Source organism: Ammoniphilus oxalaticus (genome assembly GCF_003609605.1).
GTDB lineage: Bacteria > Bacillota > Bacilli > Aneurinibacillales > RAOX-1 > Ammoniphilus > Ammoniphilus oxalaticus.
The window spans coordinates 143,367-163,289 of the sequence record NZ_MCHY01000013.1; the positions used below are offsets into that span (position 1 = coordinate 143,367).

The following is a 19,923-nucleotide window of genomic DNA, read 5'->3' on the forward strand; positions in this document are numbered from 1 at the left end:
GCGCACGATGATCAAATACTCTTTCAAATACATTCTAACTATATATTATCATATAATCTAAATTATTGCAAATTTGCGGTTGACAATGCCAGTTAGCTTATCGTATAATGATGTTTTTTTAATTTGAAAACAATGTGATGAGGATGAACAAAGCAGGAATCTTTTTTGATATTTCTTGTCCTCATTTGTGTCAGCTTGAGAAACTCTTTCTCATAGGCCAAGCAATTTTTCTTTATACTGAACACAACAATCTACCCATCGTTCAGCCAAATTTGGATTTGAGGCAAAGTGAATTTGGGTAAACCCAGCAACGAGATTAGCTTGCAAAATCCCCTCTTCCTTCTTACCTCGCATTCCTTTTGTTACATAACAAGGATTTAATTCAAAGGTTGGTTCGAAAGTAAAATAGTGAAATTCATGTCCTTTCGCTTGATCATTGAGACCGAGCAAAAAGTTTCCCTCCACGCCGAAAATTTCACGGTAGCCAAGCGCTGTTAGTCTTGGTTGCATCTTCACCTTCCCAGGCGCAATCCCGACGAGTGGATATACTTCACCACTAACCGTTTCAATTGATTGTGTTAAAAAAGCAAATCCACCACCCTCAGCCAAAACTGGCATCCCGCTCGCAATCGCCTCACGCACAGACTCACGCGCATCGCTTTGCTCAGAGAGAGCAGCTAAACATTCCTCTGACAATCCACCGCCAATATATAAACTATGAGCCTCCTCAGGAACCACTTCTCCTTTTAGCGGGGAAAAATAAACAATGTCAGCTCCGAAATGCTCCAATAACTCCAAGTTTTCAGGATAATAGGAATGAAAGGCAGCATCTCTTGCCACCGCGATCCGCGCCCTCTTTTTCAGCTTAGTCGCTGGAAATAACACGTTCGCTCCTTCAACTGGATCCGCGCTCATCACCTCATAGAGCCGCTGTAAATCAAATGATCCTTTAATCGTTCGCGAAAGCCTATCAAAAAACTCCCTCAAATCTCCGCGTTCAATGGCAGGAATAAGTCCAAGATGACGCTCAGGCATATGCAATGTGTCATCTCTTAGCAAATAACCAATAATCGGAATTCCACATTCCTTTTCAACCGCTTGACGTATCAGCTCGTAATGACCTTTACTGCCGACCTGATTTGCCACAACTCCACAGATATGAATGTCTGGCGAGAGCGTCTGGAACCCTTTTATGACTGCCGCCGCGCTTCTAGCCATTCCGCCGCAATCAACAACTAGCAAGATTGGGGTATGGGTTATCATCGCAATTTCCGCGGCGCTTCCTGTATTAGAAAGCGGATCTTTTCCGTCAAATAGGCCCATGACCCCTTCAATAATAGCAATTTCCGCGCCTTCAACCCCCTTAGAAAAAACCTCTTGAACACCAGCTGCTCCAAACATCCAACTATCCAAATTACGAGCCAAGCGCCCAGTTACCGCCGTTTGATAGGTAGGATCAATATAATCCGGACCGCATTTAAATCCCTGAACCGTGTATCCAAGAGCTTTATAAGCGGCCATTAATCCAATCGTTACCGTTGTCTTTCCAACGCCGCTTCCTGTGCCAGCAACAATTATTCTACGCGCTGACATAGCCATTCCTCCGCTTCCTTCGCATCGTAAGCTGGGAAATGATCAGGGTGAAGCAAAGCCCCCAACTTTTGCAGTCCCAGCAACAACCTTGGGGAAGGCCGACAATAAAGCGACTCTTCCATCACAAATACTCGTTTTTCTTTTATCGCGTCTAATTCCCGCCAGTCTGGGCGCTTTTCAAGAGTTTCTGGCTTCATCAATTGTTCCTTCACCCCAACCCAGACCATCATAATATATTCTGGTTTCCGCTTCCTTACATCTTCCCAATCTGTTTTCACACTTGCCCGCTCATCTTCAGCGAACACATTACACCCTCCAGCTAATGCGCTTATTTCCGTTAGCCAATTCTTCCCCCCAGGTGTAAAGACAGGTTTTGGCCACCACTCCCAGTACAACGAAGGTCGAGCAGTCAAGCCGCGTGAACGCGTTGAAAACGCCTCTAAAAATTGAGTATATTTACGATGGGCCGCCTCTGCTAATGCTTGCTGGTTGGTCGCCTCCCCAACCTTCAACAAGTTATTTCCTATATCTTCAAGACTGTTTGGATTCAGTGTAATAAAAGGCAACCCCCGCTCCTCTAAACGGGTGATATTCTTTTCCATCCCAGGCACAGTTAAAGAAGCCACAACTAAATCGGGCTGAAGGGCCGCAACCGCATCCATGTCAATGTCTAAATCAGAGCCCAATCGCGGCAGATCTTTGATTTCATTCGGCCAATCAGAATAGTTGTCCACGCCAATAATGTTTGCCGCTAATCCCATAAACCCAAGCAATTCCGTGTTACTCGGGCAAATTGAAACAATCCTCATGAATCAAACCGCCTTTTTATATCATTTTTAAAGCTCAATCCCCATCACCGCGGGAATCCCGTCGTCATAATAGTGCTTTTGAGCTTTTACTTCTGAAACGAGATCGGCCGCTTCAATGATTTGTGGATGAGCATCGCGTCCTGTTATGATAAGATGCATACCTTGCGGCCGCTTTTTTATCAGTTCAATCACTTCAGACAAAGGTAATACATCGTCAATCGGGAATTGATTAATCGCAAGCGCATTATTAATCTCATCTAAAATAACGAGATCATGTTCTCCCGCCATGATCTTCTCTTTTGTAAATGCCCACGCTTCTTTCAAAGCCTGACGATGTTCTTCAGGCGTCTTTGTCCACGTAAAGCCAATCCCCCTTTGGACCATTTCAACGCCTAACTTGTCGAACACGATCTTCTCTCCATATGTACGTTCTGGCGATTTAATGAATTGGATGATTAATACCCGCATCCCCCGACCATACGCGCGGAGCGCCAGACCTAACGCAGCTGTTGTTTTTCCTTTGCCATCACCCGTATAGACAAGAGTCAATCCCCGTTCCTTGTTCGGCTTATCCATCTCTCTTTCCCCCTTTTAATATTGAATAGATCATTTTCATGTCGACATGGTTGGCGAAATGCTCAGCCAGACGATTAAAAGATGCTTCTCGCGATACCTCATGGCGCAACTGATGCAAATCAGGCAGATAAGGAACGACGCCAAGCACTGGCTTGCCAATCCGCTCTTCCAGCCAGTCAATGCCCGGTTGAAGCAAGCTAACATCTCCGCGAAACTTATTAATCACAATCCCCTTGATTCGGTCACGTTCGCGCGGTTCCACCAATTCCAACGTACCCACAATCGAGGCAAACACGCCGCCGCGATCAATATCCGCGACTAAAATAACAGGGGCGTCCGCCCAATGGGCAAGTCGCATATTCACAATATCTCTGTCCTTTAGATTAATTTCCGTCGGACTTCCCGCGCCTTCAATAACAACAACATCATACGCGGTTCGCAGCCGCCCCAAGGCATCCTTTACAATCGTTTCCGCTTTAGGAAGATACTCTTCTCTATATGCTCGCGCGCTTAATTCCTTAAATGGTTTCCCATGAACAATCACCTGGGAGCTCATATCCATCGACGGTTTTAAAAGGATCGGATTCATATCGGTTGTTGCCGAAATTCCACATGCCTCCGCCTGCATCCCTTGAGCAGGTCCGATCTCCTTGTGGTCCCGCGTCAAATAAGAATTGGACGACATATTTTGCGACTTAAATGGAGCAACCCTCAATCCATCCCGCGTTAATACGCGACAAAGGGCTGCGACCAACAAACTTTTTCCAACATCCGACGCAGTCCCCTGAAACATAATTGTTGCCGCTTCACTCGGTTCACTCTTCATCGTTGGACAACCTCCTTCCTGCTCTGGGGATGACCTGAATCCTGACCAATCCCATTTCCTTGTAAAATAATTTGCGGCACATGATAAACAGGATGATCGATTACAACAGGGATTGTGCCATACACCTGTTCAATTAACGGCGCTCGAATAACTTGCTCAGGCGTGGCGATCTTAATCACTTGACCCTTATGCAGCAAGAGCAACCGATCACAATACATAGCCGCAAGATTAAGATCATGCAACACTGCGATCACCGTCATTTGTTCTTGTTGTTGCCACTCACGAATCCGATCCATCAAGTGAATCTGATGACCAATGTCCAGATAGGTCGTCGGTTCGTCAAGCATGAGCAACTTCGGCTGTTGCGCCATTGTTTTTCCAAGGGCAACACGCTGGCGTTCTCCGCCGCTTAATTGCTCAAGATGGCGATCGCTCAACTCGGTTAACCCCATTTTTTGTAGGATCGAATCAATGAGCGATTCACAGTCCTCTCTTTCCTGACCGAGCCAGTTTTGAAAAGGGTATCTGCCCATTTGAACGACTTCTCGAACCGTAAAACCAACAGGCGACAACGCTTCTTGCTGGAGCACTGAAAGCAACTTAGCTAATTGCTTGCGAGTATAATGCTCCACTGGTTTTCCATTTAGCGTAATCCTCCCTGTCGTCTGCGCCTGAACACCGGAAAGTAGCTTGAGCAAGGTCGATTTCCCACTTCCATTAGGACCGATGATCCCAAGACACTCGCCCTGCCGCGCGGAAAAGCTAATTTGATCAAGGACCTGTTGGTCGCCATAAGCCATACTTACATTTTCTGCTTGAATCATGATCCACTCCCCCCCTTCGTCACCTGTTTATTTCTCCGAAGTAAGTACGCAAAAAAGGGCGCGCCTAGAAATGAGGTCACGACGCCAAGTGGAATTTCAGTCGGACTCAACACATTACGAGCCAGTGTGTCGGCCCATAACACATAAATGGCCCCAAAAATCCCAGACAACGGAATAAGCATGCGGTAATCAGGTCCAACCATCAGTCTAACTAAATGCGGCGCGACAAGCCCGACAAAGCCAATCGTACCGACAATCGACACAGCCGCTGCTGTAATCAATGTGGACACAATCAACACGACGAACCGAGTCCGCTCAATATTCACACCCAAGTGGGCAGCTTGCCTTTCACCAAGGGCAAATAAATTTAGCGCCCTGCTATAATAAACTAACACGACAAAGCCCACTCCTAAATATGGCGAAAGAACGAAAATAAAAGACCAGCCACGAAACGCCAAACTCCCCATCAGCCAGAAGATAATCTCATTGACGACTTGATCTGACATCGATACCATCAAAGAAACAAGCGAGCCAAGGAAAGCGGATACGACCACGCCAGATAAAATAATCGTCTCCAGCCGAAAAGTTCCATGAACGTTGGCTAATCGAAGCACGATCAAGAGGCTAATTAACCCTGTTATGAAAGCAACGATCGGAATCGTCCAAGTCCCGAACAAAGTCGTATGTAAACCAAATAAAATAATAAAAGCAGCTCCGACCGCCGCCCCTGATGAGACGCCTAATGTATAAGGATCGGCCAAAGGATTTCTAAGCACCCCTTGAAAACCAGCGCCCGCCAGTGATAGACAGGCGCCAACAAGAAGCGCAAGAATCACCCGCGGCAGACGAACTTTTAAAATAATTTGTTCGGTTGAGTCTGCCCAATCAGCGACTACGAAGCGTTTGATATAGGGGAGCTGACGCAACAGCACCCCCCACACTTCCGAAAGCGGAAGGTTAGCCGCGCCAAGCGAAACACTGACAACGATTGAAATAAGGAGGAGCGCTATACCCACTCCTCCCCAAAGCGCTAATCGTCGTTTCATTGCTTATATAATTCAGGGTAAATAGCTTCAGCTATTATTTTAAGCGCTTCTGTGATGCGCGGCCCCGGACGCGATACAACATCTCCATCCACAGCGATTAAACGATCTTCCTGTAAAGCGCTGATCTTCTCCCATCCGCCTCTTGAGCGGATTAACTCATCGATTGTAGCGCCTGACTGATCGTCAAAGCGACCGGACGTAAATAAAATGACATCCGGGTTATCCTGGATGATTTTCTCTTCATTAATCGCATTCCAACCTTCGAGATTCCTCGCAATATTCAAGCCGCCGGCGATCGTAATCAGTTCATCCATAAACTCCCCTCTACCGACCGTCCAACCTGGAGAAAATTCAATGTATACTTTCTTTTTATCAGCATCCTGAAGTTCCTCGGCTTTGTCCGTCACGAACTGAATATCTTGACTCATTTGCGCGACAAGCTCTTCCGCTTTTTCTTGCGTATCTGTAATCACCCCGAAGCGAATGATGTTGTCCAACACATCACTGACCTTTTTGGGTTCTGTTTTATAAAGCGGGATGTCAAGATCACGTAGCCCTTTGGCCACATCATCCTTCATCGAAATACCACCGATCACAAGATCCGGATTTGCCGAAATAATCGCCTCCTCATTTGGCTTGGATACTCCGCCAACCTTTGGTTTTTCCAACGCTTCCTCTGGATAATTATCAAAGTCTGATACACCAACGAGTTTATCGCCGAGACCCAAGGCAAACATCACTTCCGTTTCAGATGGCGAAGTAGACACGATTCGTTCTGGCGCCTTCTCAAAAGTATGCTCTGTTCCCGTTGCATCTTTTACCGTAATCGGATATACAGTTGCCTGCCCAGCTTTTTCTACTCCAGATCCATTTTCCTCCTGTTGTGATTCATTTTGAGACACGTTGTCACGAGGCGCTTGCTCTCCTTGTCCGCAAGCGCTGACAGTCAGCGTTATTGCCGTAATTAACAAACTTGCTAAAAACTTTTTCATTTACCTTCTCTCTCCCTTTCATATGTAATACATTCTTTCAACGAAAAAAGCCTTGCTTCCATCACGGGAACAAGGCATGCAGCAAAATTTAGATTTATACACAACAAAAATAATAATCTACATTTATACCGATCCTTTTCCGCGAAGGATTTCGTTGGCAAGCAACTTAGGCAGGTTTCCTGGCTTATGGGTAATCGACTTCCTCTCCTTCCCATTTCCAAAAGAAACAGTGGATTGCGAGGTATCCCCGATTTACAGTGGCGGGACCGCGTCGGACTCACACCGACTTCCCTTTTAACCTCGTCAAACGACAAGGCACCTATTTGCAAAAATATTTAATTGGTCAAACCATACACTCACTCTAGCATTATAACATAGGTCATTCTCTCGTTTTCATGTCCTCGTTACTTTTTTTGTGACCATTCAAACAATCACACATCCACCATTGTCCCCCCATTACTTTTGTCACAACACTGTCACCACCATGATCTATAACTAAGTGATACGATTCGACTATAACTTCAGGAGGTGTTCATAATGCTAAGGCCCCACATCACGGAGATACTCCGCGATCCCTACGCTCTAAATTTAATCGATACAGTCGCTCCACTCATTTCGCAATTGAAAACAACCGCCGAAGATATAAGGATAACGGGAGGAAAGGAAATTGATCTTAAAGCGTATCTAGCGATACACTCCATGTTGATAGAAAAGAATTTAATTCTTGACATGATTGAACGGAGTTACGTAATAATAGAGTTTCCATTTCATGAAGACTTGTCTGCTGCATGGGAATTGTTTATAAATAACGGAGACAAAGACGCTTTGCTCGATACCCTAAAAAGAGGGGATGAAGCGATACGCGCATTTGATACGGAATTGATAAAAAGGCGACTTACTTAGTCTAACTTAAACAAGGGCGAATCAGCCCTTGTTTTTTGTTTTGCCCTATTATTTTTAACCGACTTCTGTTACAATAAGGATGATAATGATTTTCATTGTCACCTTTCAACTTCTTCTTGGCTGAAGCAGCCGTTGTTAACCTCCATTCGCAACGGCCTGCTTCTCCCAACCTTTTATCATTTTAGTGACCAACGACATCTACATCGTCCGTCGCTACATAACCCCCATAAGACTTGTCCTTCAAGCTTGACGGCGCGGGCATACAATGGCGTCCTAATCCATCTCATCGCAATCCTTTACGCCGAAGATACATGAGCAATACGCGCATTCGTACAGGCGCATGTAGGTTTTTATTAACTCATTGATGCTCATACCGTCTCCTCTCATCCATTCACTACCACCTCTACACCCTATAATGCAGTTAACCATATTACCATTTTACACTCGCTCTTAAAAATTGATTAAACTAACATAGGACATATGCCCCTTTCAATTGGTTCCGCGAATGCATTTACTGTGTAGTAACAATTTGAAAGGTGGTATATAAAATTGGGGGAAAAAGCAAGGAAGTCCCAAACTTTTAGTCGAGTACAACACAGGATGCAAGGTTTAACCTTGATCGCAGACGGCCATAGACATCTATTTAGCAACGTTACTGATCTTTTAATACGAATTCCTAGAGGAACCCATCGGCATACCTTCCAAGGAATAACTAATACTACTGATAATCACAGACACGCTTATTCCGGAACAACTGGCCCAGCAATCAATGGGCAAGGTCCAAATCATTTCCATCGTTTCCGTATAATGACTCAGATTTCCAATGGACATAGGCATATCATTACAGGTAGGACCACAATTCCTATGCTAATTAGAGGAATTCAAACGCACGGGCTAATTATTGAAAAGGTTAGAAAAGTTAAAGTTAAGTAGATCTCAACACAGGCGGCTCAGATAAGGAGCCTCCTGAACAAATTGAGTCACGATGTAATGCCTACTGCCCAAGTTTATGATGAGTCCTAAGATTTCCACCTTATAGGAAAGCACCCTCAAACCATTGATTATAGACATTCACAATAAATTATGTTACCTTTCTGTGACTTTTCTTGCAATTCACCCTCATAAATATGGTCAAAAAATGGTCACGGGGAGATCCCGTGACCATTTAACCTTGATACTATAAGGTTTTAGGACGGTTACTACATCATGCCGCCCATTTAGCATCACATAAAACAACGTTAAACAGATGACACAAACCGCTATACATCAATGTTTTTGAATTTGATCAACTATTAAAAAAGACTGTTTTTGAACATAAACATGAACAAAACATGAACAAATAATAAAGCACTCCGGAAAGAATGCTTTATTTGATAACAGTTTCTATTTATTTAATTCTTCTTTTATGCCATCATTGTATTTTCTCAATGGCTGAGTCATGAAAGTAATTCCATCTACCAGGCCTTCCAAGTAATATACTTTATTAGTGCTGTTACCTTTCCTTGCTTCTTTTAATTCCTCCGAATATTTTTCTTGCATAGCTTCCATTTTGCTAATTATGTCATCTAGCTGTGTATAAGGTTGTGTAGATAACTCTCTTAGTTTCTCTTGAAACTCCTTCATTTTATATTCCACCTCGCTTCCATCTATATCACTTCAACAAAAGGGGATATTTTCCTGCCGCTTTCTTCCTAATAAATTCAGTCATGCGTTAGAGTTCGGTCAAAAAAATCCGTGCTTAATAAAAAAAGGACATCCGATATTTCAACCGCCCTCTGAAGACTAGTTTAATTGAGATATAAACAAAATTAAAAGAGGACCAGACGCACCCAGTCCCCTTAAGTGTAAGCCGAAGCTATACACCACTATTATTTTTTATCTTGGTTTAGTTTTGCTTTTACACAACTGGGATCCACTTCACCGTCAGTCTTTTGTAGGTATATAGTTCTGCTACATGAACTAAACCATTAATTCCTCAATTTTATCTTTTGCCTTTCGGATCCATTTGTCATTAGATTTTTTATTCTCTCTTTCAATCCTGTCTAACTCATCCAAGATTTGATTATACCTCGCTCTTGTAATTAATCCTTTTTCTAGGGCTTGCCTAGCGGCTATACGTTTTAAGGGAGCTTGTTCATAGGTTAGCATGTATTTCACTCCTCTTCACTAATAACTTCTTTAGAGGCGGCAGCCTCATTTGCCATTGAATCATTTATTAAAAATTCAATAACAGCACTTTCAATCAGTGCCCCATACAATTCACCTATTATTGAAACCTCATCCCTCATTGGTTTCAAAGCATCTATTGTCAAAACACCCCAGCCAGCCATAGGTATACAAATTAAAGCGGTATAATCACTTGATGAAGCGGGGTTTTTCTCCCAGTCTTCCTCTTCCGTAACATCAGTATACTTAACCGTTTGTTTTCGTCGAAATGACTTCCCAGCTAATGAGTGTTCGATGCTTAATTCCCGCACTCCAATATAATTTTCTGGAAATCCAGAGCTAGCATATCTTAGTTTAAGAATTCCGTTATTCTCCAGCCACACCCCACACCGATGACGCTCTCCAGGACTTAGCTTCACATCCGCAGCCAAACCATCAATTAACCGCTGGATTAGACTGGTGACTTTATAAGTATATATATTAGGGTCTTCATACGTGAATGAAAATCTTATATCATTTAACGCCGAAATATAATTCTTCATATTCTGCAAGGTTGTTACGGCTTGGGATGAAATATCCTCATTTATTTGGCTTTGTTTTCTTTCGATTATTAAGTCATCTTGCAGTTGGATTACACGGTTTTCATTACCCATTGTTTCTGAAAACTTCCTAGCTGCGAGAATAAACCAAAATAGCATAATGATGACAGCCGCTATAATAACTAAAGCAGCGGTGTTTAATAGCCAATCCGGCATTCGAGCAAACAATTCTTTCCAAAAATCGCTCAATGAAAAGATCTCCTAACAAAAACTAATTTATTTACCACTATTATAACAAACTACAAAAGTGCAATTTACTGGAGATATTTAGCTAAATATTAACTTTTCCTACATATTAAGAAGAATTCCACGGTTTTTACAAGTCAATAGCAAAACATCTTCAACCAGAATATTGTTTCTTAATTATTGCTTGCCTTTCTCCTCCTTTGTCATGTTGTGTGAGCCGTTTAAACGCGTTTGCTCGCTCGATCATCGACAACTACCCATATAACGCGAAATAGGACAGCCGATAATGCGGCTCACCTCTACATGCGGCTTGTCCCGCTCTTCTTCGGGCATGGTTGCTATTTGGTAGAGCTGCCCCAAACCGATACTCGTGTATTGATTTGATTCACCAAATTCCTCAAATACCTTAATGTGTCTATTTGCATAAGCTGGCGTTATACCCAACTCCTTATGACACCACCGTTCCCATTCACCATGGACAAGGTCGTTTTCCTTAACATGCTTCAATCGCCTGCCGAATCCATATTTGGATTGAGGTCGGCTCATATTTGGGCTCACCTCCACTAGGTGCACGTAATTCGCTGACAGCACACTTTCGTGCGGTCCTTATGTTAGATCCGCTTAAGGTATTCACCTTTTTGATGAACGCTTCTCACCTAACGCGAATTAGATTAGCTCAAATTTGGACTGACCTCGGTTATGCGTATAGAGGCGCCCCAATTTTGGGGTGGACGCAAATGTGCGTTGACCTCTCCATCTTTTAGATATTTGAACTGTTGCTATATGTCTGCTCAAATATGATGCGTCAGCAACTTGCGTACTCAATCTGATTACACCCCGTGACATAATGTACACCCCCACCCAAATTCGGGTTCGGCATATTACCGCAACCAAAGTATTGACTCGGCAAATTAGCCGACTCCTCCAAAAGGTGGAGTCCCTTTATTACGAGTTGGTTCTGAGGTCTCCCCCAAAATGAGGAGTCCTATTTCATCGCCTATAGGACTCGATCCCATTTCTGTTATCCCGTATGCGATTGTAAGGAGGGGCAAATTTGACTCTGCTTTCATGATGGAAAAGGGGTTGCGAATTAGCGACACCTTTCAACCACCGTTATTCTGTGGGTTGTTCACCCTGTACTAAAACGCACGCCCTTATAGCACCATCTCGCACAGGCGTATAGGCATTCTTGGAACCAAACTCAATTTGATTTAGTATGTGCTCATAATTGAGCCAATACCACCGCATATTTACACTCGTTCAATTAACCAATTACACTGATACGGAAAAACCGTATTGGTCGCCACAATTGGCGAAAGGTCAAATTGACCAACCCATTTTTTGGGCGGTTGAATTAGACGAATCCGTAAATTCGGGAATCGCCCAACCGTAATATCGGCTCGGATGATCTAACGAATCTCATTTGCAACACGAATGTAATTTACTCTAGTCGCTCAATCATTCGCATTTCTGCCCTCCTCTCCCCCTTCATCTTGAGTAAGACCTCTCCCCTAGAGTCTCTTTGTCGGGAACACTGTAACACTGTTAGGCACAACGGTTGTCGGCGTATCGGATAGGGGCAAGGGAAAACACGAACGATGTTCATTCCTCCGCATCCTGTGGCTGTGTATAGCAAGGTTTGTCCCGTGCCCTTAATATTACCCTCGCTCGCTTGTAGTATCGCTCTGCGGATGTCCTGTGGCTTCAAATTATTGCATATACTTGTTTTTGTGAGCTAGGGACAACTTGGCCACCACTGAATACCACCATATATAGGTGTGAGCATATCTGCGTTGTCATCATGATCCGAGTAAGTTGCCTGTTATTAGATAGTCCAAATATGGACGGTCCTCATACATTCGTTGTAGTAATGGCTTGCCGATCCACGCGAAGGAACAACGCCTTTAAGATGTCCGACAACTCCTTCTTGGCACAGACACAATAAACTTGCCCTTTTGAATCAAGAAGAAAAAAAGAGGGTCCCGATTGACCCCCCTGTTTAAAATATGGGATATAAAAGTTGTTGTTTTAAAAATTTTCGAAGTCATCACTGCTTTCAACAACTACTTCATCTGGAAGCAAATCAAATAAAGTTTTACACGCCGTTGTGTATCTTTGGATCATCGTATTATAACTTTGCAACTCGGGACTTTGTCGCCTAATCGAATATTCACCCTGCGGCATAATATCCACTTCGCCATTCTCGTTTATTTCCGCTTTCAGGTTCTCGAGAGTGGCACGCATGAAAGCTATTTCATCGATTAGGCCATCTGCGACCTCTTGCTTCTCTTTAGATAATTCGGATGTGATCGATTTAAGTCTTTTCTTTTCCTTGTCGATGCGCTTTTCTTTTTCTGTCACGTTTTTACCGCTCATATTGTTTTCACTCCTTTCCGTCAAGGGGTGGGGGGGTTATTATAAAATCCATCCGCGTAGAAAACGAAGGGGGGCGGCGGTCTTGGAGATTTCCCCTTCCAACCTTTACCCATAGGGGGGCTATACTCTTTCCAATTCTTTATTTAAGGCTTCGAGATTTTCCATGCTAGCCTTATATACCTCCGCCCTATACCGAAGCTGATTAACAATGGAAACATGATAATCAAACTCCTTTCCCGCTTCTACTGTCGGGATATCCTTTAGCCGATCAATCTCCCTCATAGATACATCTAACTGATCCATAAGTATTCGTGCATTCTTTTTTAGTTCCATTAGAAAACAACCCCCTTCAATCTCGGATCCTGTCTATTCGTCGTACAGAATGTATTTTCATTCGCTGGATACTTAGTTAGACAAATTTCTTCTACCAGCACATCATCATGTTTTTTAACAATGATACTCTCATCCCATCCCAATGACTTGGCAAGTTCATTCGATCGTTCTTGTTGCTCCACATCATTCGACATCAATCTAAGATACGTCACACTGCATCGGTCCAACTCTCCCCTGCTCACCTTTCCATATGCTTCATAACCTTGACGGCTATTGGGTTCTAATCGAAAGAACAGCCCACGATCATGAATAACTAATTTGAGATTGTCATTTGAATTCCCGATCGTCTTGTCATAGTCATGATCAATGGTAGCGACAACTTCAGTCCACAATGTTACCGAAGCTTTATTTGTTCTTTCGAAAATAAGCGTGTTAGCCGATCCATCGAACTTATGATATGCGTCATCGAAGGGCATAGCTAGACCATAGATGTACTTCCGTTTCTTCAACCCTATTCACCGAACCTACCAAAGATATGCACTCTATCAATTGTGAGATCCTGCATTTCTTTTGCAATAGGCGGAACTACCGAAACGCCTAACTTATCTATACCTAATTCATTTCTCGATTCTTCATTTAACTGTTTAACCCACGAATTGATATAACCTCTATATCTAGACGAAATTTTATAGTCCTTATTCAATTCTTTGATTTGCTTCAAAAGTTTAGCGCGGGATTCTTTAATCGTTTTAATTTGCTTCGCCGCCCTTTGTTCTGCTTCATACGCAACAAGCCTAGATTTCTTTAATTCATCGACAATCATCTTTTGTATTACAGGATCACTTTCGCTAGTGAAATGATTAATTCTAACCCTCCGTCTGGTTATCCTACGGGTGCAACTATTTATTTCCGATTCCAATTCATTGATTTTGTTTTCGTCTGATTCAACGATCGCCAATTCATATTCACTTTTCAAGTCTTTCAAAAGAGACTCGTCCTCTTTGTTTGCCTCTAACAATTCCGTCAATTCTTCCGCGCTCTTTTCCTTCTCTAATTGAATACGTTCTGTTAACTTCAATCTACTCACCCCTGTTTAATTTAAATGCTTTCCCACTCAATTTAGTAGGATGCATGGATTGTCTGACTAGCATCTATAACCTCAACGATATACCGGAATTGATTTACGAATACTCTCCAAAAAAGCCTTTCTTTCCGCCTGTTTGTCCAGTTGCTTCTCCATCGCCTTATGTTGTTTGTCCAATATCTCCGCTACCTTTGGCATTAAAGGCTCTATGCGGAACGAATGTTCCCCTTCCTCAAAGTAGCCACGTAATGTTGCCGCATCATCCATATGAAATTGATTCAGAACGTCCTGCCATTGGCTGTATTGCCTTTTCAACTTCTCGATGCGTTTATCATAGGCTTCCTTCTTGCTTATGATCTCCATTGCCTGAAACGCTGTATCAGGGCTTTCCTGTCGTTCTGCGGTTAGATAATCACCCATTGGATAGGAGAAAAGGCGAATGTCATCATACAGACTTTGGATATATTCCTCGCGATATTCTTCGAGCCGATCCGCTAGTTTCCCAGCCTGTGAGATATTGCTTAATTCATGCCATTCCACTCCATATTTTAATGCCCTCCCCTCCTCTTTAAAGAACACCTGTTCCCACTTTTATTATATGATTTCATCATGACATAAACAAGATTTAAACGTTGATATATAGCGGTTTTAGGGGTGTGCAATTGTACGCCTGTTGTTCATCAGTTCCCCTCAATTTAAGGGGGTTCAAATTGATACCCCCTCACCTTAAAAGACCACCTCAAAATTAGAATGATCTACTCTTTTTTACGGTGTCTGATTTGTCGGGTTGAGTTTATTGCCTTAGCTCCTTAACTAAAGAAAGTAATTCATCAACTTGTTTTTGATTCTCCCTAAACTTTTTTTCCGCTCTTTTCAAAGTGGATAAAGACATTTCTAGGGACTCCTTCGCCAGTTTATCCCTCTCATTTTGAAGGTCAACAAATTCCTCTCGCTCCGAACCAACCAATCCATGGAGAATCGCTTTTTCTAACAATTCATAATAACGATCAGGAACTTCACCTTTCTGTTTGTTTTCCTTGTGTTGAATGAAATCTATAACTTTGTTCATATTCACCACTCCTTTTATTGATTCTGTGACGCGGTTACAGGCAACAGTTCCTCATCCTCATTAATTAGCCGTTCTTCATATCCAACGTGTTCAAACTTCACGATGGCACTGGATCGAATGAGGGTTTCAGAACAACCGTCCTTTGGAAACCCTCTGTTTTGGATCATGGATCGTAAATCCTCACCATCAGGGATACTAATCGTTCCTTTTGAGCCATTCACTAATTCGGTTTGATATCTCTTGAATTTTATTGTTTTCATAATCTCCACACTTCTTGATTGGTGTTTTCATAGTTTCATTGCATGAATGGACACTAGGACAGCAAGGACACTAAATGCCACTAAAACACTACTCTGCCTATATATCCCGTATATAGGCTGCTATACCCCTATTATTACTACTTTTATATTATTAGATATATATACTGTCCTTACTGTCCTAAGAGCTTATAACCCTTCATACACTGGGGTTATCCACGGACAGCAAGATATAAAACACTGTCCTTTTTACCGTCCATACAGTCCTATCACTGAGAGCATGCTGTCCTAAAGTAAAATCAAATAGCATGGTTCTGTCCTCATACCGTCCTCACGAAAGTGGTCTGTTTCCCATAGTGTTTAAAAGTGGTCCTGTTCGGTTTTCGTTCTTTCCAGCCGCCTATATTTCGCACAATGTCATATATTTCTCGACTATCCCAAACTCCCATATCCTTATAGTTCCTATCGAGACATTCAGCCCAAATTTCCGCGGCACACACCCTTTCACGTTGTAAGTCTCCTGTGGGGTTTTGTAAATATCTTTTTCGCTCCCATATCTGCATATCATCCCAATTAGAAGGTAATGGGGTTTCAAGATACTGTTGGATCATTCCGATTCTAGGATCTTGAACCATATGATCTTGTTGTGATTGCCTAGCTACTTCCTCTAGATCGGGGTCAAGATGGAGGGTTTCACCTTGTTTGTAATATCGCATAGCTTCTGCCCATATTTGCCCGATGATCTCCGTTGTTAAATCAACAAATGGGGTAAATTTTCTTTTACTTGGATCCACCTCAATCGGCCAAAACCTTCTATTTCCAGTTTGATCCCTCAAAAAATCCTTTGTATTCGTGGTACCGATGAATACACATTGACGCGGAAATGTGGAGACTGTACGCTCATAAGCCATTCGATAAGCATCATCAGTCTTCGAAATAAAGGCTTTAATTTCTTCGACTTCATTCCTTTTCATTGCGGCTAATTCGCCAATCTCAAAAATCCAAGCGCTTTGTAGGTGTTCACCAGCTTCTTTACTGTCAAAGTTCCGCAATGAATCTGAAAACCATTCCCCCGCAATTTTAGCTATAATGGTGCTCTTCCCTGCCCCCTGTGGCCCTACTATGACAGGCATATAGTCAAACTTACATCCGGGCTTATATACCCTCGTTACCGCGGCTGTTAACCATTTACGAGTTACAGAACGCATATAAGGGCTATCTTCCGCGCCTAAGTAATCTATAAAAAGCCTATCTATTCTATGGATACCATCCCATTGTTGGCTTTCAAGATAATCTTTAATAGGATGGAAAGAATTGCGCCTAGTAGTTTCTATAAATGCGTTTTGGATGATACCTGTCGTGTTAATATTCCAGGTTGTCTCAAACCAATGTTGAAGTCTGTTGTCATCCGATCCTAACCATGGTTCATATTTTTTATGAGGATACATTCTTTTCCGCCAAGGCAAATCGGTTTTTATAACTTCCGTTTTTGTGAAAGAATCAAAAGCCAATGAGTCTGTAAATATATTAGATAAAATTAATTCAACATTACGTCCGTTTTTTAATAGGTACTGTCCTTTATTTCTGGTTTCTCCATATTCAAGTTTGGAACGCCAGTCATCACCTTTTAATTCGCTTTGCTTTTTCGCCAATTCAATGACGTTACTTGGTATCCCCTCCATCATCCTCCCCTCCTTCCAATCTCTTTTTTTGCAATACTATCAACAATTTTATTTAATTCCTTAATATCCATTGGAGGACTGTTCCTTTCATTCCAAAGGACCATGATTTCATATATCAAAATAGGATCAACGTACTTTCTAAACAGATGACCAGCTATTGAAGCGGCGGCAGGGTTGCGTCCATTGCCTTCCCTTATCCCCTGCATCAGATCATGCCAGTGTGAGGATGGTCTTGGTTGTCGGGTGTCTCCCATTGTGTGAATTGGATCTCTAATCATATCCATCAACCAGCTTGGGGCTTCCGCTATTTTATTTTCAATCGGTCTACTGGATAACTCCCATTCATAGCGCTTGCCTACACTGTGCAAAGATGGAGAAGCCACTATGTAACCGCCATCCCCTCTAATATCCAGTCCAGGTTTAAAGTTAGACTTGTTCCCGATCCCATCCTGGTATTTGAAAAGGAAGTGATACCCTCCCGATCCAGTGATAGCTTGTACAGTATCGGGCAATGCTCCATAGATGCTTGTTAGCTCAGTTATGGACTCGATCCCATTGGGCGTTCCTTTCGTATCAACATCTAAAACGAAAAAGCCAGAAATATTACCTGTCCGAATTCCAATGTTCGCCTATGTATAATTGGTCCACCAGTCGTTAATAATAGAAATATCGATTGTGGCATCGTTTAATCCATTACGTGTGACAGGGTGCTTACCTACATTTGAACAATTGACATTTCTACAAGTACACTTGCCATTTATCACGCTATGAACAGGGAATACATGCCAGTTCAATAGTTCCGCATAACCGATAGCGGCTCTTAACATTCGTTCATCATCAGTGCTTTGATTGTTTTTCGTTGTGTTTTGTGATAAACTTGTAGTAATCAAATTGAAATATCCTTTCGATTTATATTCGAGAAGGGAACCCGTCTGCAAACGGATCCCCGATGGTTTAATGAAGATGTTTCTAGGTGTAAGAACTGCGAATTCTTACGCCATTTTTATTTGCCTACCTTTGCGACTACTCAGACTCATTCAGCGTTCCTCCTGTTTCCGATAACTTTGAAATAACCTCTTGCGCTCCTTTGATCCTAGACAATTCATGATCTAAAATGCTGTAAATCGCACTTAATTTTCGTTGTATAAGGCCATTCTTGACCAATAAAGCCGCCACCTCTGGATGTTGTTCCAAATCTTGAATCAATTCACTGAAGAAATGAATCCCGCCGTCAATCGTTTCTAATGTGAAAGAAATGGTGTTTGATTCACTGTTTATTTCATTAAGGTTTTTCACTATTCCCTCTCTCCTTTTTAATTTAATTAGCGTACTTTGCATAAATCGTTTTACTGACAGATAAGTCAAGATTGAATTTATCTGCCGCGGCCATTAAATCTACGGTGTCAGCTAGGATTGCCTGTCGATCGACAAGCATGGGCGGCGTCATATCGCCTTTCTTGACCATCTTTTTATAGCCATACTTGGTTGAAACCGCCTTATTGGCGATAGTATTTGCTTTTACATAACTGATCTTAGTCGGCTCATGCAATGAGTGGCGCAACTTGTTCATAGATTCTTTTTGGAAATCCTTGTCCATCGTTCGAAAAATCTGAAATCCCTCTAATCCTGCGGATCTGCGTAACTCCCTAATAACTTCCTTTACCCATTTCTTGAAGTCCGTTACTTCTTTTGATTTCTTTTCACTTTTTAGAACAGCTTCATATATTCCAAATTCGGAAATAACCGTCATGCCTTGCTTTCCTCTGGAGGTACTCACAATATGAGTATCCTTTTCATCAGCATCTAGGTTTCGAGTCAAGTTATGAGCGTCCCTATAACCTAGAGCAACCCCTACATCTTTAGCGATTGCCCACCATTCGTTAGATTCTCTCTCAATGAAACGGATCGGATGGCCGTTCCAGTTTTCAATTTTCATGCTCATTGCATCACCTTCCTTCAACATTCCCTTTCAACCTTGTGAAAAACTTAATATCATTGTTCGTTGCACTCATGCTTTCTGTCATATCATCAAGAAAGGCATCAATTTCACTTTTCTTGAAAAGATACTTCGATCCAACCCGATAATATTTCATTCCGTTTTTGATTAATCTATCCTCGATGATCGGCCTGCTGATATTGAGATATTCAGCCAATTCATTGTAAGTAAGAAAGTATTTCTCTCTGGCCAATTTCTCCAATCGCTCATTGATCGCCTTTTCCAACAGATCATTAACGTACTTTTCATTGATCTGAACATTCAGCATTTAATTCACCTCCTTCAGTGATTCGTCAACACGTAACGAGAAAATGGATTCAATATCCACACCTAACCTCTCAGCTAACTTGCTAGCTGTATTAATGGATGGGTTGCGCCTACCGTTCAATAAAACAGACAAGTAACTATTTGATATTCCAATTTCCTTGGCGAACTGACTTAGATTGACCCCCTCCTTCGCAATCAACAACAATACTTTTTCTCTATTTTTCAATGTGATGTTAACCAAATTCCTCCCCTCTCATAACTGGATTATAAAATATATAAATGGTTTATATTTATATTACCACTTCTTTAGATTAAGTCAATATAAATTTTATAAATCAT

26 protein-coding genes, 2 pseudogenes and 1 riboswitch are annotated in these 19,923 nt (G+C 42.2%); of the genes and pseudogenes, 3 read left to right on the forward strand and 25 right to left on the reverse strand.

What is annotated here, in order from left to right:
- Positions 1-210 precede the first annotated feature (210 nt).
- The 7 genes and pseudogenes from BEP19_RS17160 to BEP19_RS17190 all read right to left on the reverse strand — a co-directional run bounded on the left by BEP19_RS17160 (position 211) and on the right by BEP19_RS17190 (position 6,666).
- Positions 211-1,593, reverse strand: a complete 1,383-nt coding sequence (locus BEP19_RS17160) for a cobyrinic acid a,c-diamide synthase CobB (RefSeq protein ID WP_120191170.1) — start codon at positions 1,591-1,593, stop codon at positions 211-213.
- Positions 1,575-2,402, reverse strand: coding sequence for a cobalamin-binding protein (locus tag BEP19_RS17165; protein WP_120191171.1), 828 nt, complete (start codon positions 2,400-2,402; stop codon positions 1,575-1,577). The genes BEP19_RS17160 and BEP19_RS17165 overlap by 19 nt, the downstream gene beginning before the upstream one ends.
- A 27-nt stretch (positions 2,403-2,429) precedes the next feature.
- Positions 2,430-2,978 (reverse strand): cob(I)yrinic acid a,c-diamide adenosyltransferase, encoded by a 549-nt coding sequence (gene cobO / locus BEP19_RS17170; protein ID WP_120191172.1) that lies wholly within the window; start codon positions 2,976-2,978, stop codon positions 2,430-2,432.
- Positions 2,979-3,093: 115 nt separating this feature from the next.
- Positions 3,094-3,804: pseudogene (locus BEP19_RS17175) on the reverse strand (cobyric acid synthase); the annotation flags it as partial.
- A complete protein-coding gene (locus BEP19_RS17180) occupies positions 3,801-4,628 on the reverse strand; it encodes a heme ABC transporter ATP-binding protein (protein ID WP_120191174.1) in 828 nt (275 codons plus the stop codon). The pseudogene BEP19_RS17175 and the gene BEP19_RS17180, both read right to left, overlap by 4 nt.
- A complete protein-coding gene (locus BEP19_RS17185) occupies positions 4,625-5,674 on the reverse strand; it encodes a FecCD family ABC transporter permease (protein WP_120191175.1) in 1,050 nt (349 codons plus the stop codon). The genes BEP19_RS17180 and BEP19_RS17185 overlap by 4 nt, the downstream gene beginning before the upstream one ends.
- The gene (locus BEP19_RS17190) at positions 5,671-6,666 is read right to left on the reverse strand and encodes an ABC transporter substrate-binding protein (protein WP_120191176.1); all 996 of its coding nucleotides are present in this window, start codon (positions 6,664-6,666) and stop codon (positions 5,671-5,673) included. The genes BEP19_RS17185 and BEP19_RS17190 overlap by 4 nt, the downstream gene beginning before the upstream one ends.
- Positions 6,667-6,818: 152 nt before the next feature.
- Positions 6,819-7,004: riboswitch (cobalamin riboswitch) on the reverse strand.
- Positions 7,005-7,203: 199 nt separating this feature from the next.
- On the opposite strand from BEP19_RS17190, the gene BEP19_RS17195 reads away from it, so the two are divergent.
- Positions 7,204-7,569, forward strand: coding sequence for a hypothetical protein (locus tag BEP19_RS17195; protein WP_120191177.1), 366 nt, complete (start codon positions 7,204-7,206; stop codon positions 7,567-7,569).
- Positions 7,570-8,169: 600 nt separating this feature from the next.
- Positions 8,170-8,502: a YmaF family protein gene (locus BEP19_RS18310; protein WP_425452802.1), complete on the forward strand. Its 333-nt coding sequence runs from the start codon at positions 8,170-8,172 to the stop codon at positions 8,500-8,502.
- Positions 8,503-8,952: 450 nt separating this feature from the next.
- Here the strand turns inward: BEP19_RS18310 and BEP19_RS17205 are convergent, their stop codons facing one another.
- From BEP19_RS17205 to BEP19_RS17220, 4 genes are all read right to left on the reverse strand, one after another.
- Positions 8,953-9,192 carry a hypothetical protein gene (locus BEP19_RS17205; RefSeq protein WP_120191179.1) on the reverse strand — a complete coding sequence of 80 codons (240 nt, stop codon included), beginning with the start codon at positions 9,190-9,192 and terminating at the stop codon, positions 8,953-8,955.
- A gap of 336 nt (positions 9,193-9,528) precedes the next feature.
- A complete protein-coding gene (locus tag BEP19_RS17210) occupies positions 9,529-9,717 on the reverse strand; it encodes a hypothetical protein (RefSeq protein WP_120191180.1) in 189 nt (62 codons plus the stop codon).
- Positions 9,718-9,722: 5 nt separating this feature from the next.
- Positions 9,723-10,523: a GAF domain-containing protein gene (locus BEP19_RS17215; RefSeq protein ID WP_120191181.1), complete on the reverse strand. Its 801-nt coding sequence runs from the start codon at positions 10,521-10,523 to the stop codon at positions 9,723-9,725.
- A 240-nt stretch (positions 10,524-10,763) separates the two neighbouring features.
- The gene (locus tag BEP19_RS17220; protein WP_120191182.1) at positions 10,764-11,066 is read right to left on the reverse strand and encodes a DUF3102 domain-containing protein; all 303 of its coding nucleotides are present in this window, start codon (positions 11,064-11,066) and stop codon (positions 10,764-10,766) included.
- Between the two features lie 682 nt (positions 11,067-11,748).
- Between BEP19_RS17220 and BEP19_RS17800 the strand changes: the two genes are divergently transcribed.
- A complete protein-coding gene (locus BEP19_RS17800) occupies positions 11,749-11,913 on the forward strand; it encodes a hypothetical protein (RefSeq protein ID WP_170145421.1) in 165 nt (54 codons plus the stop codon).
- Between the two features lie 635 nt (positions 11,914-12,548).
- Here the strand turns inward: BEP19_RS17800 and BEP19_RS17225 are convergent.
- From BEP19_RS17225 to BEP19_RS17285, 14 genes and pseudogenes are all read right to left on the reverse strand, one after another.
- Positions 12,549-12,896 carry a hypothetical protein gene (locus BEP19_RS17225; RefSeq protein WP_120191183.1) on the reverse strand — a complete coding sequence of 116 codons (348 nt, stop codon included), beginning with the start codon at positions 12,894-12,896 and terminating at the stop codon, positions 12,549-12,551.
- 120 nt (positions 12,897-13,016) lie between these two features.
- A complete protein-coding gene (locus tag BEP19_RS17230) occupies positions 13,017-13,229 on the reverse strand; it encodes a hypothetical protein (protein ID WP_120191184.1) in 213 nt (70 codons plus the stop codon).
- Positions 13,229-13,738 carry an HK97 family phage prohead protease gene (locus BEP19_RS17235; protein WP_120191185.1) on the reverse strand — a complete coding sequence of 170 codons (510 nt, stop codon included), beginning with the start codon at positions 13,736-13,738 and terminating at the stop codon, positions 13,229-13,231. The genes BEP19_RS17230 and BEP19_RS17235 overlap by 1 nt, the downstream gene beginning before the upstream one ends.
- A gap of 2 nt (positions 13,739-13,740) precedes the next feature.
- A complete protein-coding gene (locus tag BEP19_RS17240; RefSeq protein ID WP_120191186.1) occupies positions 13,741-14,307 on the reverse strand; it encodes a hypothetical protein in 567 nt (188 codons plus the stop codon).
- Positions 14,308-14,388: 81 nt separating this feature from the next.
- Positions 14,389-14,892 (reverse strand): hypothetical protein, encoded by a 504-nt coding sequence (locus BEP19_RS17245; RefSeq protein ID WP_120191187.1) that lies wholly within the window; start codon positions 14,890-14,892, stop codon positions 14,389-14,391.
- A 214-nt stretch (positions 14,893-15,106) separates the two neighbouring features.
- On the reverse strand, positions 15,107-15,382 hold the full coding sequence (locus tag BEP19_RS17250) for a hypothetical protein (protein ID WP_120191188.1): 276 nt from the start codon (positions 15,380-15,382) through the stop codon (positions 15,107-15,109).
- Between the two features lie 14 nt (positions 15,383-15,396).
- A complete protein-coding gene (locus BEP19_RS17255) occupies positions 15,397-15,642 on the reverse strand; it encodes a hypothetical protein (protein WP_120191189.1) in 246 nt (81 codons plus the stop codon).
- 317 nt (positions 15,643-15,959) lie between these two features.
- A complete protein-coding gene (locus BEP19_RS17260) occupies positions 15,960-17,324 on the reverse strand; it encodes a virulence-associated E family protein (RefSeq protein ID WP_120191190.1) in 1,365 nt (454 codons plus the stop codon).
- Positions 17,321-17,605 (reverse strand): primase alpha helix C-terminal domain-containing protein, encoded by a 285-nt coding sequence (locus BEP19_RS18065; protein WP_342767432.1) that lies wholly within the window; start codon positions 17,603-17,605, stop codon positions 17,321-17,323. Before BEP19_RS18065 ends, BEP19_RS17260 begins: the two co-directional genes overlap by 4 nt.
- Positions 17,606-17,620: 15 nt before the next feature.
- Positions 17,621-18,148: pseudogene (locus tag BEP19_RS18070) on the reverse strand (bifunctional DNA primase/polymerase); the annotation flags it as partial.
- A 196-nt stretch (positions 18,149-18,344) separates the two neighbouring features.
- Positions 18,345-18,617, reverse strand: coding sequence for a hypothetical protein (locus BEP19_RS17270; RefSeq protein ID WP_120191191.1), 273 nt, complete (start codon positions 18,615-18,617; stop codon positions 18,345-18,347).
- A 22-nt stretch (positions 18,618-18,639) separates the two neighbouring features.
- Positions 18,640-19,263, reverse strand: a complete 624-nt coding sequence (locus BEP19_RS17275) for a BRO-N domain-containing protein (RefSeq protein ID WP_211329384.1) — start codon at positions 19,261-19,263, stop codon at positions 18,640-18,642.
- A 4-nt stretch (positions 19,264-19,267) separates the two neighbouring features.
- On the reverse strand, positions 19,268-19,585 hold the full coding sequence (locus BEP19_RS17280; RefSeq protein ID WP_120191192.1) for a helix-turn-helix domain-containing protein: 318 nt from the start codon (positions 19,583-19,585) through the stop codon (positions 19,268-19,270).
- Positions 19,586-19,825 carry a helix-turn-helix domain-containing protein gene (locus BEP19_RS17285; protein ID WP_120191193.1) on the reverse strand — a complete coding sequence of 80 codons (240 nt, stop codon included), beginning with the start codon at positions 19,823-19,825 and terminating at the stop codon, positions 19,586-19,588. It lies immediately after the preceding gene.
- Between the last annotated feature and the right edge of the window lie 98 nt (positions 19,826-19,923).

Excerpts from the sequence above, each read along its gene's own strand:
- BEP19_RS17160 (WP_120191170.1), bottom strand. The coding sequence starts at position 1,593 with ATGTCAGCGCGTAGAATAATTGTTGCTGGCACAGGAAGCGGCGTTGGA.
- BEP19_RS17165 (WP_120191171.1), bottom strand. The coding sequence starts at position 2,402 with ATGAGGATTGTTTCAATTTGCCCGAGTAACACGGAATTGCTTGGGTTT.
- cobO (WP_120191172.1), bottom strand. The coding sequence starts at position 2,978 with ATGGATAAGCCGAACAAGGAACGGGGATTGACTCTTGTCTATACGGGT.
- BEP19_RS17180 (WP_120191174.1), bottom strand. The coding sequence starts at position 4,628 with ATGATTCAAGCAGAAAATGTAAGTATGGCTTATGGCGACCAACAGGTC.
- BEP19_RS17185 (WP_120191175.1), bottom strand. The coding sequence starts at position 5,674 with ATGAAACGACGATTAGCGCTTTGGGGAGGAGTGGGTATAGCGCTCCTC.
- BEP19_RS17190 (WP_120191176.1), bottom strand. The coding sequence starts at position 6,666 with ATGAAAAAGTTTTTAGCAAGTTTGTTAATTACGGCAATAACGCTGACT.
- BEP19_RS17195 (WP_120191177.1), top strand. The coding sequence starts at position 7,204 with ATGCTAAGGCCCCACATCACGGAGATACTCCGCGATCCCTACGCTCTA.
- BEP19_RS18310 (WP_425452802.1), top strand. The coding sequence starts at position 8,170 with ATGCAAGGTTTAACCTTGATCGCAGACGGCCATAGACATCTATTTAGC.
- BEP19_RS17205 (WP_120191179.1), bottom strand. The coding sequence starts at position 9,192 with ATGAAGGAGTTTCAAGAGAAACTAAGAGAGTTATCTACACAACCTTAT.
- BEP19_RS17210 (WP_120191180.1), bottom strand. The coding sequence starts at position 9,717 with ATGCTAACCTATGAACAAGCTCCCTTAAAACGTATAGCCGCTAGGCAA.
- BEP19_RS17220 (WP_120191182.1), bottom strand. The coding sequence starts at position 11,066 with ATGAGCCGACCTCAATCCAAATATGGATTCGGCAGGCGATTGAAGCAT.
- BEP19_RS17225 (WP_120191183.1), bottom strand. The coding sequence starts at position 12,896 with ATGAGCGGTAAAAACGTGACAGAAAAAGAAAAGCGCATCGACAAGGAA.
- BEP19_RS17230 (WP_120191184.1), bottom strand. The coding sequence starts at position 13,229 with ATGGAACTAAAAAAGAATGCACGAATACTTATGGATCAGTTAGATGTA.
- BEP19_RS17250 (WP_120191188.1), bottom strand. The coding sequence starts at position 15,382 with ATGAACAAAGTTATAGATTTCATTCAACACAAGGAAAACAAACAGAAA.
- BEP19_RS17255 (WP_120191189.1), bottom strand. The coding sequence starts at position 15,642 with ATGAAAACAATAAAATTCAAGAGATATCAAACCGAATTAGTGAATGGC.
- BEP19_RS17260 (WP_120191190.1), bottom strand. The coding sequence starts at position 17,324 with ATGATGGAGGGGATACCAAGTAACGTCATTGAATTGGCGAAAAAGCAA.
- BEP19_RS18065 (WP_342767432.1), bottom strand. The coding sequence starts at position 17,605 with ATGGATATGATTAGAGATCCAATTCACACAATGGGAGACACCCGACAA.
- BEP19_RS17275 (WP_211329384.1), bottom strand. The coding sequence starts at position 19,263 with ATGAGCATGAAAATTGAAAACTGGAACGGCCATCCGATCCGTTTCATT.
- BEP19_RS17280 (WP_120191192.1), bottom strand. The coding sequence starts at position 19,585 with ATGCTGAATGTTCAGATCAATGAAAAGTACGTTAATGATCTGTTGGAA.